This window comes from Acidihalobacter aeolianus (assembly GCF_001753165.1).
GTDB lineage: Bacteria > Pseudomonadota > Gammaproteobacteria > DSM-5130 > Acidihalobacteraceae > Acidihalobacter > Acidihalobacter aeolianus.
Genome location: NZ_CP017448.1, coordinates 242,696 through 256,572 on the forward strand (window position 1 = coordinate 242,696; position 13,877 = coordinate 256,572).

General features: G+C 63.9%; 14 protein-coding genes. 6 read left to right on the top strand and 8 right to left on the bottom strand.

Annotation, left to right across the window (positions count from 1 at the left end):
- Positions 1–21: 21 nt before the first annotated feature.
- From BJI67_RS01195 to BJI67_RS01210, 4 genes are all read right to left on the bottom strand, one after another.
- Positions 22–1,224 carry a cation diffusion facilitator family transporter gene (locus BJI67_RS01195; protein WP_070071467.1) on the bottom strand — a complete coding sequence of 401 codons (1,203 nt, stop codon included), beginning with the start codon at positions 1,222–1,224 and terminating at the stop codon, positions 22–24.
- Between the two features lie 72 nt (positions 1,225–1,296).
- Positions 1,297–1,542: a sulfurtransferase TusA family protein gene (locus BJI67_RS01200; protein ID WP_156781979.1), complete on the bottom strand. Its 246-nt coding sequence runs from the start codon at positions 1,540–1,542 to the stop codon at positions 1,297–1,299.
- Between the two features lie 2 nt (positions 1,543–1,544).
- Positions 1,545–2,612 (bottom strand): tRNA (5-methylaminomethyl-2-thiouridylate)-methyltransferase, encoded by a 1,068-nt coding sequence (locus tag BJI67_RS01205; RefSeq protein WP_231940881.1) that lies wholly within the window; start codon positions 2,610–2,612, stop codon positions 1,545–1,547.
- Positions 2,613–2,680: 68 nt separating this feature from the next.
- Positions 2,681–3,253, bottom strand: coding sequence for a hypothetical protein (locus BJI67_RS01210; protein ID WP_070071469.1), 573 nt, complete (start codon positions 3,251–3,253; stop codon positions 2,681–2,683).
- A gap of 121 nt (positions 3,254–3,374) precedes the next feature.
- Between BJI67_RS01210 and glyQ the strand changes: the two genes are divergently transcribed.
- From glyQ to BJI67_RS01235, 5 genes are read left to right on the top strand one after another with little or no spacing between them, the layout of a single operon-like run.
- Complete coding sequence (glyQ, locus tag BJI67_RS01215; protein ID WP_070071470.1) at positions 3,375–4,295, top strand: glycine--tRNA ligase subunit alpha; 921 nt, start codon at positions 3,375–3,377, stop codon at positions 4,293–4,295.
- Entirely contained in the window at positions 4,288–6,372 is a 2,085-nt protein-coding gene (gene glyS, locus BJI67_RS01220) for a glycine--tRNA ligase subunit beta (RefSeq protein WP_070071471.1), read from the top strand. Before glyQ ends, glyS begins: the two co-directional genes overlap by 8 nt.
- A 4-nt stretch (positions 6,373–6,376) precedes the next feature.
- Complete coding sequence (gmhB, locus tag BJI67_RS01225; RefSeq protein WP_070071472.1) at positions 6,377–6,925, top strand: D-glycero-beta-D-manno-heptose 1,7-bisphosphate 7-phosphatase; 549 nt, start codon at positions 6,377–6,379, stop codon at positions 6,923–6,925.
- Entirely contained in the window at positions 6,922–7,668 is a 747-nt protein-coding gene (locus BJI67_RS01230; protein ID WP_070071473.1) for a lysophospholipid acyltransferase family protein, read from the top strand. The genes gmhB and BJI67_RS01230 overlap by 4 nt, the downstream gene beginning before the upstream one ends.
- Entirely contained in the window at positions 7,665–8,291 is a 627-nt protein-coding gene (locus BJI67_RS01235) for an MBL fold metallo-hydrolase (RefSeq protein WP_070071474.1), read from the top strand. Before BJI67_RS01230 ends, BJI67_RS01235 begins: the two co-directional genes overlap by 4 nt.
- Positions 8,292–8,297: 6 nt before the next feature.
- Here the strand turns inward: BJI67_RS01235 and BJI67_RS01240 are convergent, their stop codons facing one another.
- The 4 genes from BJI67_RS01240 to BJI67_RS01255 form a co-directional block, all read right to left on the bottom strand.
- Complete coding sequence (locus tag BJI67_RS01240) at positions 8,298–9,083, bottom strand: TIGR02186 family protein (protein WP_083250518.1); 786 nt, start codon at positions 9,081–9,083, stop codon at positions 8,298–8,300.
- Positions 9,080–10,006: a sulfite exporter TauE/SafE family protein gene (locus BJI67_RS01245; RefSeq protein WP_070071476.1), complete on the bottom strand. Its 927-nt coding sequence runs from the start codon at positions 10,004–10,006 to the stop codon at positions 9,080–9,082. Before BJI67_RS01245 ends, BJI67_RS01240 begins: the two co-directional genes overlap by 4 nt.
- 167 nt (positions 10,007–10,173) lie before the next feature.
- Positions 10,174–10,938: a tRNA threonylcarbamoyladenosine dehydratase gene (locus BJI67_RS01250; RefSeq protein ID WP_070071477.1), complete on the bottom strand. Its 765-nt coding sequence runs from the start codon at positions 10,936–10,938 to the stop codon at positions 10,174–10,176.
- Positions 10,935–11,735: a TatD family hydrolase gene (locus BJI67_RS01255; protein ID WP_070071478.1), complete on the bottom strand. Its 801-nt coding sequence runs from the start codon at positions 11,733–11,735 to the stop codon at positions 10,935–10,937. Before BJI67_RS01255 ends, BJI67_RS01250 begins: the two co-directional genes overlap by 4 nt.
- 95 nt (positions 11,736–11,830) lie before the next feature.
- Here BJI67_RS01255 and BJI67_RS01260 point away from each other — a divergent pair, with 95 nt between their 5' ends.
- Entirely contained in the window at positions 11,831–13,852 is a 2,022-nt protein-coding gene (locus tag BJI67_RS01260; RefSeq protein ID WP_070071479.1) for a methyl-accepting chemotaxis protein, read from the top strand.
- Positions 13,853–13,877: the final 25 nt, after the last annotated feature.

The following is a 13,877-nucleotide window of genomic DNA, read 5'->3' on the forward strand; positions in this document are numbered from 1 at the left end:
CCTCGCCGGCGTAGACACCCTTTACGCACTGAAATGGTGCGTATAATTTTGAGTGCGCGCCAAAATAGTGCTTTCGCAGCGAAAGTACACCGTGACTTCGCCAATTTCGGGCAGGCGCTTGCTCGCTGTGACGAGTTGCTCCGAAATATCGTTAGCTGTCTCGGACGGTGCATGCAGTGGCATGAACAGTTCGAGGTGAACTCGCCCGTTCAGGTAGTGCAGATGAACGTTTTCCAGTCTTTCGGCAGCCGGGATATCTTTCCACTGTGCGCGTAGGGCTGCAAGCAATGCCTCACGCAGGGGGAGGTGGGCGCAGTTTGCCTCTTGCTCGTCATCCTCCGGATCCACGTGGATGGTGACGTCTGCGATGTTTTCGAAGTGCTCGATCAGGTAGTTGCGTACTGTCTCGCCGATCTGGTGGCCTTCGGAGACGCTGATGCGCGGATTCACCAGGATGTGTACGTCGGCCAGTGCCTCGCCACCCATGCGTCGGGTGCGCAGCATGTGCAGGTTCTTGACCCCGTCATGCGTCAGAATGGCCTTGCGAATCTCTTCGATTTCCTCGCTGTCGAGACCGGTGTCGATCAGTTCGCTCACCCCGCCGGATGCGAGCTGCCAGCCGATGCGCAGGATCATCACGGCCACGACGATCGCCGCGATGGCATCGAGGTGGGCGAAGCCTAACAGGGTGCCGCCGATGCCGGCGAACACGATCAACGACGACATGACGTCTGAGCGGTGATGCCAGGCGTTGGCCCTGAGCAGGTTGGATTTGACCCGGTTGGCGACGGCGATTGTGTAGTGGTAGAGCGATTCCTTGGCGATGATCGCGAGTGCCGCGAAGGCCAGCGCAATGGGTTCCGGCCCCGGTCCATGCTGAGGTTGGAGTAGGTGGTCGAAGGCCTGAGCGGCGATGCCGGCGGCGACGGCCATCAGGGCGAGGCCGACGATCACCGAGCCCAGGGTCTCGATGCGGCGATGCCCGTAGGGGTGTTCGTCGTCGGCATCCTGGCTGCCGTGTTTGGCGGCCAGTAATACGACGATGTCGCTCGCGAGGTCGGACAGCGTGTGTAGACCGTCCGCGGTGAGCGCCTGCGAGTGCGTGAGCAGACCGCCGGCGATCTGCACACACGAAACCGTAAGATTGACCAGGGACCCAACCAGAGTGACTCGGCGCATGGCGCTGAAGCGGGCATCGGCGCTGGAGACGTCGGTGATTTCCATTGTTTTGCCGTCGGTTCTCGGTGAGTGGGGTGATTATGCCAGCAGATGACGCCGACGATGTGGTCTAGGGAGTCAGTGCGTGTCTTCAGCTGGCCCGGATACGGCGATTAGCAACGTGACTTCGCCTGCGTGTTCCCCGCTTTCCAATACGCGATGACCGTGCACCCGGCACCAGGCGGGGATGTCGAGCAGAGCGCCGGGGTCTGTGCAGTACACGCGCAGCATGTCTCCGGACTCCAGCTTTGCGATGCGCTCCTGGACCCGAATCACGGGCATCGGACACAGCAGGCGGCGTGCGTCGAGTTCGTGTTCGGCCACGGTCAGACGTACCAGGCGTCGGGGACTGCGTCGGCGGACAGCGGTGCCACTCGCAGGGTGCGCGCCTCTTCGCCGGGGTGTGCGACGGCAACGTCCACCCAATCCGCGTCGCGACCCTGGCTGAAGCGGGCGACCACTTGTGCGGCCAGGGTCAGATCCTCGGCATCGAGCGCGTCGACGCCGTCGATCAGGGCCAGCGGTCCGTTGTGGCTGGTCGTCTGCAGGTGCGTGAACTGGCGGCGGTAGCCTTCCAGAAAGCGGGATTCGCCCTCTTCCCGCGAGACGATCAGCTTGAAGTGCGGGCGCGGGCGCAGATGGCGGCCGATCTTGAGCAGCATGATGTCGTCGAGGTCGTAGCGTCGCTCGCCGCGGTGCTCCCACAGGTCGCCGAGCTTACGCGAGTAGCTCTCGTCGGTGAGGAAGCAGCAGCCCCCGGCGGGCTGGGCGTATTCGTCGAAACCATAGCTTTCAGCCAGTGCGATCTGCGGCTTGCGCGAGCGTCCGGAGAAATTGAACAGTTGTGCGCGGTCGACCCAGCCTTCGCGCTCCGGGAGCGTCGGTGCGAGGTTTTTGGCGCACAGCGGGCGCAGCAGGCGGTCCTCGGTACCCGATTCCCGCGCCACAATTGGCAGGGTCGCCTTGCGCTGGGACTTGGGGCGTTGACCGATCACTTCGCCGGTGATGATGAAGTCGAAGCCGTGCTCCGCCATCCACTCGCGCGCCTTGCCGAGCATGAAGATCTTGCAGTCGAGGCAAGGGTTCATGTGCGCGCCGTAACCGTGTCGCGGATTCAGCACCACATCCTTGTATTCTTCCACGATGTCGATGATATGGAGCTTGATACCGAGCTGCTCGGCCACCCACAGGGCGTTGTTGCGCTTGGGTTTTTCAGGGCTGCGTCGGCGAATGGCATGGGTGTGCCCTTCAACGCAGAAACCGGTGAAGAAGTTGATGCCCTCGACATGCACGCCCTGCGCCTGGATCGCACGCGACGCGAGCATGGAATCGAGTCCGCCGGAAATGAGGGCTACCGCCTTGCGCTGGGTCATCGCTGTCTGTGGGTCGTGCAAGGGGGTGGCATCTTAACAAACCCCCCGCGGGCAGCACAGGCCCGCGGGGTGCCGCGGGCCATGTTGGGTCAATGCGGCCGGACGGTGGGCTGCACCGCGATGGGCGTACCATCGGTGTGCTGCGCGAAAGCCCTGCGTGCCGCCGCGCTGCCGCTGTGTGCCCACAGGTCGAACTGTTCCAGTGCGGTGAGTGATTCGAAGGCGGGACGCGCCCGCATCGCGTTGAGCGTATCCATCAGGGCGATGAAACCTGCGGCCAGCGCCTGAAACAACTGCCCGGCCCCCTGGTTCAGGGCCTGAGCGAGATCGTAATAGGCGGTGCGGCCGAGATCGACGAAATAGGTCACCCCCACGCGGCGGCGTCTTGCCGTGCCGGGAAACAAACCGGCCAGCAGCAGGCACTGATCGCCGACGTCGCGCAGCCGCTCGACGCGTCGGCCACTGCCCGCATGCTGCGCCTCCAGGTATTCGAGAGCCATGATGCTGCGCGTCATCTCCGGCCGTCGGGTAAAGCGTTGCAGCAACATCATCAGGTAGGCCTCCAGGTCGGCATCCAGCGGGTGACCGGTCTCGCCGGCACCTTCGCGGATGAGTCGCTGCCAGAGCGCGGCTGCGGTGGGTTCAAGGATCAGTTCGTTCATGCATCACCTCCTCGCTGGGCCCTGTTTAAATCCCTAGCACACGGCGTGCCGTCATGCCTTGCTGGCCCGAGCCTGCGGCAGGTTATACTTGGCGCCATTTTCCGCCGGCGTCCAAGAAATTATGACCAGCTACGATGTTTCCACGTTTCAGTCTCTGATCCGGACCTTGCAGGATTACTGGTCCGGCCAGGGCTGCGTGATCCTGCAGCCCTACGACATGGAGATGGGGGCCGGCACCTTCCATCCCGCGACCTTCCTGCGCGCGGTCGGGCCCGAGCCCTGGCGTGTCGCCTATGCACAGCCCTCGCGGCGTCCCACCGACGGGCGTTACGGCGAGAACCCCAACCGTCTGCAGCACTACTATCAGTTCCAGGTCGCGCTCAAGCCCTCGCCCGACGACATTCAGGATATCTACCTCGGTTCCTTGCGCGCCATGGGTGTGGACCCGCTGGTGCACGACATCCGTTTCGTCGAGGACAACTGGGAATCGCCCACGCTGGGCGCCTGGGGGCTGGGCTGGGAGGTCTGGCTCAACGGCATGGAGGTGAGCCAGTTCACCTACTTCCAGCAGGTCGGCGGGCTGGACTGTCGGCCGGTGACCGGCGAGATCACCTATGGCCTTGAGCGTATCGCGATGTATCTGCAGGGCGTCGAGAGTATTTACGACCTGGTCTGGACGCGTGGGCCACAAGGCACGGTCACCTACGGCGACGTGTTCCGTCAGAACGAGGTCGAGCAGTCGTACTACAACTTCGAGCAGGCCAATGTCGACGCGTTGTTCGCCTGGTTCGACAACTGCGAGGCGGAAAGCACCCGCCTCATCGAGGCCGGACTGCCGCTGCCGGCCTACGAGCAGATGCTCAAGGCCTCGCACACCTTCAACCTGCTCGACGCGCGGCAGGCGATCTCGGTTACCGAACGCCAGCGCTACATCCTGCGCGTGCGCACCCTGTCGCGGGCCATCGCCGAGGCCTATTACGCGGCCCGCGAGGCGCTCGGCTTCCCGCTGGCGGCCGACGGTGCGGAGGTGAGCCATGATTGAGGCCCGCGCCGACCTGCTGATCGAGATCGGCACCGAGGAGCTCCCGCCCGGCTCGCTGCGCACGCTGGCCGACACCCTCGCCGACGAGGTGGCAGCACGGCTTGCCGACGCCGGCATCGGCGGCGGCGCGCGGCATGTCTATGCGACCCCGCGACGCCTCGCCGTGCACATCGAGGATGTGCCGCTGATGCAGCCCGACCGCCGCATCGAGCGGCGCGGTCCGGCGCTGGCCGCCGCCTTCGACGGCGAAGGTCGTCCGACCAAGGCGGCCGAGGGCTTCGCCCGTTCGGTCGGCCTCACGGTCGATGCGCTGGAGCGTCTGGAAACCGACAAGGGCGCCTGGTTGTGCGCCTATCTCGACGAGCCCGGTCGGGCGGCGGTCGAACTGGTGCCCGAAATCCTCACGGCCTCACTGGGTAAGCTGCCCATCGCCAAGCGCATGCGCTGGGGGGCGGGCGAGGCCGAATTCGTGCGCCCGGTGCACTGGGTCGTATTGCTGCTCGGCGAACAGCCGATCGAGGCCGAGATTCTCGGCGTGCGCAGCGGTCGGGAGACGCGAGGCCACCGGGCGCACCATCCGGGTGCGCTGTATGTCGCGGACCCGGCCGCCTATGCACCGCTGCTGCGCAGCGAGGGCCACGTGCTGCCCGATTTCGCCGAGCGGCGCACCGCAATCCGGGCGCAGGTCGAGGCCCTGGCAGCCGAACTCGGCGGCAGCGCAATGCTCGACGAGGACCTGCTCGACGAAGTCGCCGCACTGGTGGAATGGCCGGTCGCCATCGCCGGCGGCTTCGAGGCGCGCTTCCTCGACGTGCCGCAGGAGGCGCTGATCACCACCATGATCGACAACCAGCGCTACTTCCCAGTGCTCGACGCCGACGGTCGCCTGATGGCGCACTTCATCACCGTGGCCAACATCGAGAGCCGCGACCCGGCGCAGGTGCGTACCGGCAACGAGCGCGTCATCCGCCCGCGCCTGCACGACGCGGAATTCTTCTGGCAGCAGGACCGACGCACACCGCTGGTCGAGCGCCGCAAGGCGCTCAAGGGCATGGTGTTCCAGAAGCAGTTGGGTACCCTGTACGACAAGAGCGAACGGCTGGCGACCCTGGCCGGGGCGATCGCCAGCCGACTGGGCGCCGATCCCGAATGCGGCCGGCGCGCTGGCGAGCTGGCCAAGTGCGATCTCGTGACCGCCATGGTGTTCGAATTCACCGACCTGCAGGGCGTGATGGGACGCTACTACGCGCGCCACGACGGCGAGCTTCAGGTCGTAGCCGAGGCCATCGAGGATCAGTACCGCCCCGCGCACGCCGGCGACAGCCTGCCGGACGGCGCGATCGGCCAGGCCCTGTCGCTGGCCGAGAAGCTCGATACCCTGGTCGGGATCTTCGCGATCGGGCAGCGGCCGACCGGCACCAAGGACCCCTTCGCCCTGCGTCGCGCCGCCTTCGGCGTGGTGCGCATTCTCATCGAGTGCGACCTTGAGCTAGATCTGTACGAGCTGCTTATGCTGGCTGCCGCTGGCCTGGCAGACCGGGTCGATTCGGGACCGGTGGTGGAGGAGGTGTTCGCCTACATCATGGATCGTCTGACCGCCTACTACGCCGACCGCGACATTCCGGCCGACGTGGTCGACGCCGTGCTGACCTGTCGGCCGACGCGTCTGGGCGACTTGGACCGCCGCGTGCTCGCCGTGCAGCAGTTCCGTGCGCTGCCCGAGGCGGAGAGCCTGGCTGCGGCGAACAAGCGCATCCGCAACATCCTGCGACAGTCGGAAACGGAAGCGTCCGGCAAAGTTCGCGTCGATATGCTCGTCGAGCCGGCCGAACGCGCCCTGCACGAAGCACTGACCGCGGCCGAAGCCGTCGTTGAACCGCTGTTCGCGGCTGGTCGCTATGCCCAGGCATTGACGCACCTGGCGTCACTGCGCGAACCGGTGGACGCCTTCTTCGACGGCGTCATGGTCATGGCCGAGGACGCCGAGGTACGGAACAACCGCATTGCCCTGCTCACGCGGTTGTACGATCTGTTCCTGCGCGCTGCCGACATCTCGCGGCTGCAGTCGGCGGGCTGAAGCGATGAAACTGATCGTGCTCGACCGCGACGGCGTCATCAACAAGGACTCGGACGACTACGTGAAGTCACCGGATGAGTGGGTGCCGATTCCGGGTAGCCTGGAGGCCATCGCGAGGCTCAACCGTGCCGGCTATCAGGTGGTCGTCGCGACCAATCAATCCGGCATCGCACGCGGCCTGTTCGACGTCGAGACCCTCGCTGCGATGCACGAAAAGATGCACCGTCTGCTCGCCGCTCACGGCGGGCGCATCGACGCAGTGTTCTTCTGCCCCCACGGACCGGATCGCCGCTGCCGCTGCCGCAAGCCCTCGCCCGGTCTGTTCGAGGAAATCGGTCGGCGATACGGCGCCGATCTCGGCGGTGTCCCGGCGGTGGGCGATTCGCTGCGCGACATCGAGGCCGCGCTTGCGGTCGGCGCACAGCCGATGCTGGTGCGTACCGGTAAGGGCGGGCGCACGATCGAGTCCGGCAAGCTGCCGGCGGACGTAGCGATCTTCGACGACCTCGCACAGGTCGCGGAAACCCTGGTCAGCACGGGAGCGGAGGCATGAGCGCGACGGTCGGGCGCTGGCGTTCCTGGCTGTGGCTCGCCCTGGCGGCGCCGACCACGATCATTTTCTCGCTGCTGGGCATGGCGCTGTATGCCGCGCCGTTCCAGGTGCGCTATGCGGTAATCACGCGCTGGACGCGTCTGGCGATCTGGTGGCTGCGCGTTACCTGCGGCATCGGTTTCGCCGTCGAGGGCCGCGAAAACCTGCCCGTAGAGGGTGCGGCCGTGATCCTGGCCAAGCATCAGTCTGCCTGGGAGACCATGGCCTTCCAGCTGATCTTTCCGCCCCAGGTCTGGGTGCTCAAGCAGGAATTGCTGCGCATACCGTTCTTCGGCTGGGGGCTGCGCATGCTCGAACCCATCGCCATCGACCGAGCGGCCGGGCGCAAGGCGGTGGTACAGCTGATCCGTCAGGGCACGGAGCGTCTGCAGCGCGGGATCTGGGTGGTGGTGTTCCCCGAGGGTACGCGTGTCGCTCCCGGTGAGCGCGGCAAATATCTCTCCGGCGGGGCGGCACTGGCGGTCAGTGCCAAGGCGCCGGTGGTTCCGGTGGCACACAATGCCGGTCTCTACTGGCCGCGCGAGGGCGGCAAGCATCCAGGTACTATCCGCGTGGTGATCGGCCCGCAGATCGCCACCGAGGGCCGCACGCCGGACGAGGTCAACGCCGAGGCCGAGGCCTGGATCGAGAACTGCATGCCGCACCTGCTCGGTGAGGCACCCAAGCATACGGAGGCCGCATGAGCAGCCGGTTGCTACCGCTGGGCGAGTTTCCCGACCGCCGCGTTTACTGGCTTCGCGGCAGCACGCCCGCGGCGTACTTCATTGCCGACCGTCAGGCGCGAGGCATCCTGGTCAATGCGCCGCCGTTCGAGCCGGATCTGTTGACCGAGCTGCAGGCGGAAAGCCCTCTGCGCTACATCTTCCTGCCCAGTCAGCGCGGCGCCGCGCATGCTGAAAGCTGGCGCAAGGCCAGCGGCGCGGAAGTGCTGGCCTTCGGCGTCGAGGCAGCGGCGATGCCGTTCAAGGTCGACATCGAACTCGACAACAAAAGTAGGCTCACGCGCACCATCGACTTCCTGCCGATGTCCGGGGTGACCGAAGGCACCTGCGCCATGCGTCTGAAGAACAAGCCGGGGGCGGTCTTCTTCGGTCCCGCGCTCAGTCCTGGTGCGGACGGCTGGCCGACGCTAGTGCTGTGGCCGGACGATCATTCGATGGAAAACCGTCTGTTCGGGGCGCTAGGGGTTCAGGACTTGGCGTTCGATTACGCCTTCACCGACACCTTCGATCCGACGACGACGCGCTTCGGGCCGGGCGCAGGCGCGGCCGTGAAGGCGGCTATCGAACGCGCGCTCGAAGACTGAAGGATCTCAGGCCTTCTTACTGTTACGTCCACGGCCCAGGACCACGCCGAGGAACAGGCCTAGCATCATCATGGCGAAGGTAAAGCTAACTCCGAAAATCCATGAAAAGTTGCTGGTGATATTCGAGATCCAGTGTTCGACATGTACCTCCGCAACATTGATGCTGCGGTGGTCAGTTGCGATAACTTGCCCGTTGCGCACCAGGTAAATGTCTACTCCGTAGACGCCGAGCGGTAATTGGGCTGGGAGGCGGATAGTGGCGTAATAGAGCCGTTTCCCACTGATTTTTACCGCACTGCCATCGCTAATGTACTCGTGTTTTGCGGCTTTCAAGCTCAGGAGGGTTTGCCGTAGTTTGTCGGCATCCTCCGGCTTGGGAGAAATTTGTACGTGTGCCAGCGCATCGGTTATTGCGAGACCGTAACGTGTGCGTACAGCTGCGGAGGGCAGCAGTTGATCGAGTGGGGCCGAAGACAGCAGGTAGTAAAGGCCTGGGGTATTGGCGACATCGTACTTGGCTACGTTGAGCCAGAATGGGCCTACCCGCCCTTTTTGCTTGATCGAAACGGGCTGTATGGGCGAAGTGATTTTCACCACCACCTGGGCAGGCGAGGTCATGGCACCAAATAAGGTGATTTCGTCCCCCTTATAGCGGGTGGAGATGTCTACGTGATCCCGGGTTAGCTCTGTAACCAGGCGCGGTGCAGATGATGAGGCTGCCGGCGCATTGGCGGCGAGTGCCAGTGCTGGCAACAGGCATAGCGCGGCGAGTGAAAATTTCATCATCTTCATTGTGCGAGTACCAGGCTGTAGACGTCGTGGGGCTTGATCAGGATGCCAAAGAGCATCTTCACCGCGACCGCCACCACCACCAGGGCAAGGATCAGGCGCAGCTGCTCGCCGGGAAGACGGGTGCCGAGCCTGGTGCCCCATTGCGTGCCGAGTGCCGAGCCGATCACCAGGACCAGGGCAAGGAATGGGTCGACCGCGTGGTTCACTCCGGCCTGCAGAATGCTGACCTCGGCGGTGGTGAACAGCAGCTGGAATAGCGAGGTGCCGACCACGACCTTGGTCGGCATGCGCAGCATGTAGATCATTACCGGCACCATGATGAAGCCGCCGCCGACGCCCATCAGCGAGGTCAGGATGCCAACGCCAAAACCGATTACCACCGGAACGATGAGTGACAGCTTGAGCTGCGATACGGGGAAGTTCATCTGAAGCGGCAAACGGGTCATCCAACCGCCATTGCCGGACGCTTCGGTTGTATCGGTTTTCCCCTGTTTGTTCCTGCGAGAACCGCGCAGGGCATTGACCGATTCGATGAGCATACTGGCGCCGACAATGCCGAGCAGGCCGACATAAAGGAAGGTGACGATGGTGCCGAAGTCGCCGCCCGCCTGCAGTACCTTGGCGATGTGCACGCCGACGGCGCCCCCCGTCCAGCTGCCGACCAGGAGTACCAGGGCCATGCGGAAATCGACGTTGCCGAGACGCCAGTGGGCGTAGCTGCCGCTCGCCGAGGTGCCGACGATCTGTGCCGCGCCGCTGGCCACGGCGACCAGCGGTGGTACACCGATGAACAGTAGCAGCGGGGTGATCAGAAAGCCGCCGCCGACACCGACGAGGCCGGAAAGAAAGCCGACGATGCCCCCAAAGAACAGGATGACCAGGAGGTTGACGTCCATATGGGCGATGGGCAGGAAGATGTCCATGCGTTACCTCGGTCGGTCTGCAGGGGCTTGAAGCGATATGTGGGTTCGATTGTGTTGAGGGTGCCCTCAAGGCGCGCGTAGCTTAGATGAATTGCCTGGACGCTTCAAAGTGACTCAGCATTGGCGTCCATTGAATTAATTTATCGCTGTCTGCTTATTGGCTAGGTTTATCGTTTGGGCGCCTCGCTCTGGAGCAAGGCGCGGATCGCATGACCTGCCAGGGTGAAGCCGAACAGTGCGGGCATGTAGCTGATCGTCCCATTGACCGCGCGCGGTCGCCCGCTGGGTCCGTCTACGGGCTGGTGCGGCAGACCCTTGACCACCGGCGGTTCCTCTGAGAAGACCACGGGATAGTTGAGTCGGGCGCCGAGGTCCTTGAGCGTCTTGCGCATCTCACGTGCGAGGGCGCAGGTATGTGTCTGGTTGAGCGGTGCAATGCGGATGCGGGTGGGGTCCATGCGCCCGCCGGCACCCATGCTGGATGCGACCGGACGCCTAGCGCGCTGCGCGGCATCCACAAGTGCCGCCTTGCAGGCGATCGAGTCGATGCAGTCGAGTACATAATCGTAAGGCGCGCGCGCGATCAGCGCATCGGCATCCTCCGGGCGCAGGAATTCGGTCACCAGCTCGGTCTCGATTTCGGGGGCGATGTCGTGCAGGCGCTCGGCCATCAGTTCCGCCTTGGAACGTCCGAGGGTGGAGTTCAATGCGATGATCTGGCGGTTGAGGTTGGATGGTGCGACGGTGTCGTGGTCGAGCAGGGTGATGCGCCCGACGCCGGCGCGTCCGAGTGCCTCGGCCGCGGCTCCGCCGACCCCGCCGAGACCGGCGACCAGCACATGCGCGCCGTGCAGGCGGGCGAGCCCCTCCGCTCCGATCAGGATGGCGGTGCGCTCGTGGGCGGGCGGGACGGCGGCGGGTTCTGCGGTCATGTCGTGGATCCGGCGATAGAGGCGTTTTCGGGCAGGGCGAACAGCCTGCGGGCGTTGGCCGTGGTGGCGGCCGCCATGGTAACCGAATCGATGCCGCGCAGCTCGGCCAGGACTGTCAGCACCTCGTCGAGGTACGCCGGTTCGTTGCGCTCGCCGCGATGCGTGATGCCGGGCTGATCCGGGGCGTCGGTCTCAAGCAGCAACCCTTCGACCGGCAGGCTGGCCGCCACGCCTCGCAGGCGTTGCGCGCGCGGATAGGTCAGCGGGCCACCGAGTCCGATGCAGAAACCCATGGCGAGGAGCTGTTCGGCCTGTTGCAGGCTGCCGGAGAAGCTGTGCACCACGCCGCGCAGTCCGGGCTGGCGACGCAGCTGCTTCATCACCTCGTCGAGGGCGCGGCGTGCGTGCAGGATCACAGGCAAATCGAACTCGCGAGCGAGGCGCAGCTGGGCGACGAGGTAATCGACCTGGGCGGCACGATCCAGTCCCTCGACGTAGAAATCCAGTCCGCTCTCGCCCACGGCGACGGGGCGTTCGCGCGCGATCCATTCGCGCAGCCACTTGAGGTGCTCCGGGCGATGTTTCGGCTGATACATGGGGTGCAGGCCGTAGGCGGCATGCAGTCCTTGTTGCGGATCGGCAACCGCCTGCAGCTTCGGCCAGCTAGCCGCATCCACCGCAGGCAGGATCTGTGCGACCACACCGGCTGCGCGTGCGCGGCCCAGCGCGGAGGCGCGGTCGGCATCGAAGCTGGTGTCGTCGAAGTGGCAGTGGGTGTCAATGAGTTCCGCAGGCATGCCGCACAGTATGCGCTAAAGTCCTGTCATGGCTCGCCGATACGCGCTAATGCAGACGAGTCGATAATAATAATGCCATTACAGCAGGGAGCACGATGATAAATAAGCTCAATAATTTGAAAATCAAGCATCGGATCTGGGGCGGCTTTGCGGTGTTGTTGTTGATACTGTTGATCGTTTCCTTGTCGGCGCTACGCAGCTTTTCAATCGCCGACCGGCATCTGCATGAGGTGCTGATACGCGATCAGCCGGCCATCCTGGCGGCGATGAAGGTGCGTCACAGCCTGGAACGGACCACGACGGAATTGGGATATTACCTGCTCAGCAAGGAAGCTGTGCATCGTAGCCGCTATCTTGCCGGTATCAGGCAGTTGCACGCCGATACGAACGAACTGCGCGGCACGGATCTCGTGAAAAGCAGTCCGCAGTATGCGAGCGAAGTGAAGACGGTGATCGAACAATTGAATGCATTTGAGGCCTATCGCGAGCAGATGCTCCAGCTTGCCGTTGATCAACTGGCCAACATGCCGGCGGCCAAATACGCCAACGACCACGTGAATCCACTGGCCCGTCAGCTGCAGCAGGATGCCCAGGAGATGGTTACGGTCAACAACGCACCCGACGCGCAGCGTTTTGCCTTGCTCAAAAAGATGTACGAGCTGCGCTATGCCCTGCTCAACGTGATGAATCAGACGCGCTCGTATTTGGCCTTCCGCAATCAGAGCCAGGTCAGTGACCTAAAGCTCTTTACTGGGCAGATACAAAGCATCCTGGACGCGCTAGCCCCACAGGAGTCGACGATGTCGTTCGAGCAGTCAGCGGCGTTTGACGATTTCAGGCAGAACTACGGGATATTCAAGAAGCATCTCAACGAGATGGTGCGCATCCAAAGCAGTCCGCAGTGGCGGACCGACGCGGACTTGATCCGTACGCGCATCGGACCTTTGCAGGACAAGATTTCTGTGGAACTGGGTGGGTTGATTACCTCGCTCAGCGGCCAGGCCAGCCAGGCCAGTGAGAGGCTAATTGATAATGTGGCCCAGACGCGCATCGCGATTTCCGTGCTACTGGCGATAGGGCTGCTTCTGGGGTTGGTAACCGCATGGGCCATCAGTCGCTCGATCACCCGTCCGCTGAACCGGACCGTCACGGCCATGCGTGATATTGCAGAGGGAGAAGGGAATCTCACCGCCCGTATCGAGGCACGCAGCAATGATGAAATCGGTGAACTGGCGCGTGCGTTCAACACCTTCGTGGGCAAGATTCAGACATTGGTTGCACAGGTGGCGAATTCCATGAGGGAACTCGGTACGGCGGCAAGGCGGATTGCGGAGATCACCACAGAAACCCATCGGGGTGCCGTCCGCCAGCAGAACGAGAGCGAGCAACTGGCCGCGGCCATCACCGAAATGGCTACAACCGCGGAACAGGTGGCCCAGCATGCTTCCGAGGCGGCGCATTCCGCCGGACATGCCGATGAGGCGGCCACAAACGGGCAGCACGTGGTGGGCGATACCACACGAGCCATCGACGAGCTCGCGAAGCGGGTCAGCGAAGCCAGCGGAGTGATGGACCGGCTGGGCGAGGATAGTGAAAGGATCGGCGAAGTGCTCACGGTAATCCAGGGTATCGCCGAGCAGACGAATCTGTTGGCACTCAATGCGGCTATCGAGGCGGCGCGTGCCGGAGAACAGGGCCGCGGCTTCGCGGTGGTTGCCGACGAGGTGCGCAATCTAGCCGGCCGTGCGCAGGGGGCAACAGGCGAAATCCAGAGCATGGTGGAAAGGCTTCAGGCAGGTGCCAAGGATGCTGTGGCGGTCATCGGTAGAAGTGCCACCGAGGCACACGAGGTGGTGGAGCAAGCCTCTCAGGCACGCGGCTCGCTAGATAGCATTACGACTTCGGTCGCCAGCATCAGCGACATGAACACACATATCGCCACGGCTGCCACGCAGCAGCAGAGTGTGGCTCAGGAAATCGATCGCAATGTGGTGGCGATCAACGAGATCGCCGAGGAAACGGCAGCCGGGACTCAGCAGCTGGAATCCGCCAGCCGACAGCTGGCGGACATTGCACAACGTCTGCAGGCTCAGATTGGGCATTTCCGCATTGCCTGAAGTGAAGGTACCGGCGTTTATCGCC

Coding starts and splice junctions, on each gene's coding strand:
- BJI67_RS01195 (WP_070071467.1), bottom strand. CDS start 1,224: ATGGAAATCACCGACGTCTCCAGCGCCGATGCCCGCTTCAGCGCCATG.
- BJI67_RS01210 (WP_070071469.1), bottom strand. CDS start 3,253: ATGAACGAACTGATCCTTGAACCCACCGCAGCCGCGCTCTGGCAGCGA.
- glyQ (WP_070071470.1), top strand. CDS start 3,375: ATGACCAGCTACGATGTTTCCACGTTTCAGTCTCTGATCCGGACCTTG.
- glyS (WP_070071471.1), top strand. CDS start 4,288: ATGATTGAGGCCCGCGCCGACCTGCTGATCGAGATCGGCACCGAGGAG.
- gmhB (WP_070071472.1), top strand. CDS start 6,377: ATGAAACTGATCGTGCTCGACCGCGACGGCGTCATCAACAAGGACTCG.
- BJI67_RS01230 (WP_070071473.1), top strand. CDS start 6,922: ATGAGCGCGACGGTCGGGCGCTGGCGTTCCTGGCTGTGGCTCGCCCTG.
- BJI67_RS01235 (WP_070071474.1), top strand. CDS start 7,665: ATGAGCAGCCGGTTGCTACCGCTGGGCGAGTTTCCCGACCGCCGCGTT.
- BJI67_RS01240 (WP_083250518.1), bottom strand. CDS start 9,083: ATGAAGATGATGAAATTTTCACTCGCCGCGCTATGCCTGTTGCCAGCA.
- BJI67_RS01245 (WP_070071476.1), bottom strand. CDS start 10,006: ATGGACATCTTCCTGCCCATCGCCCATATGGACGTCAACCTCCTGGTC.
- BJI67_RS01250 (WP_070071477.1), bottom strand. CDS start 10,938: ATGACCGCAGAACCCGCCGCCGTCCCGCCCGCCCACGAGCGCACCGCC.
- BJI67_RS01255 (WP_070071478.1), bottom strand. CDS start 11,735: ATGCCTGCGGAACTCATTGACACCCACTGCCACTTCGACGACACCAGC.
- BJI67_RS01260 (WP_070071479.1), top strand. CDS start 11,831: ATGATAAATAAGCTCAATAATTTGAAAATCAAGCATCGGATCTGGGGC.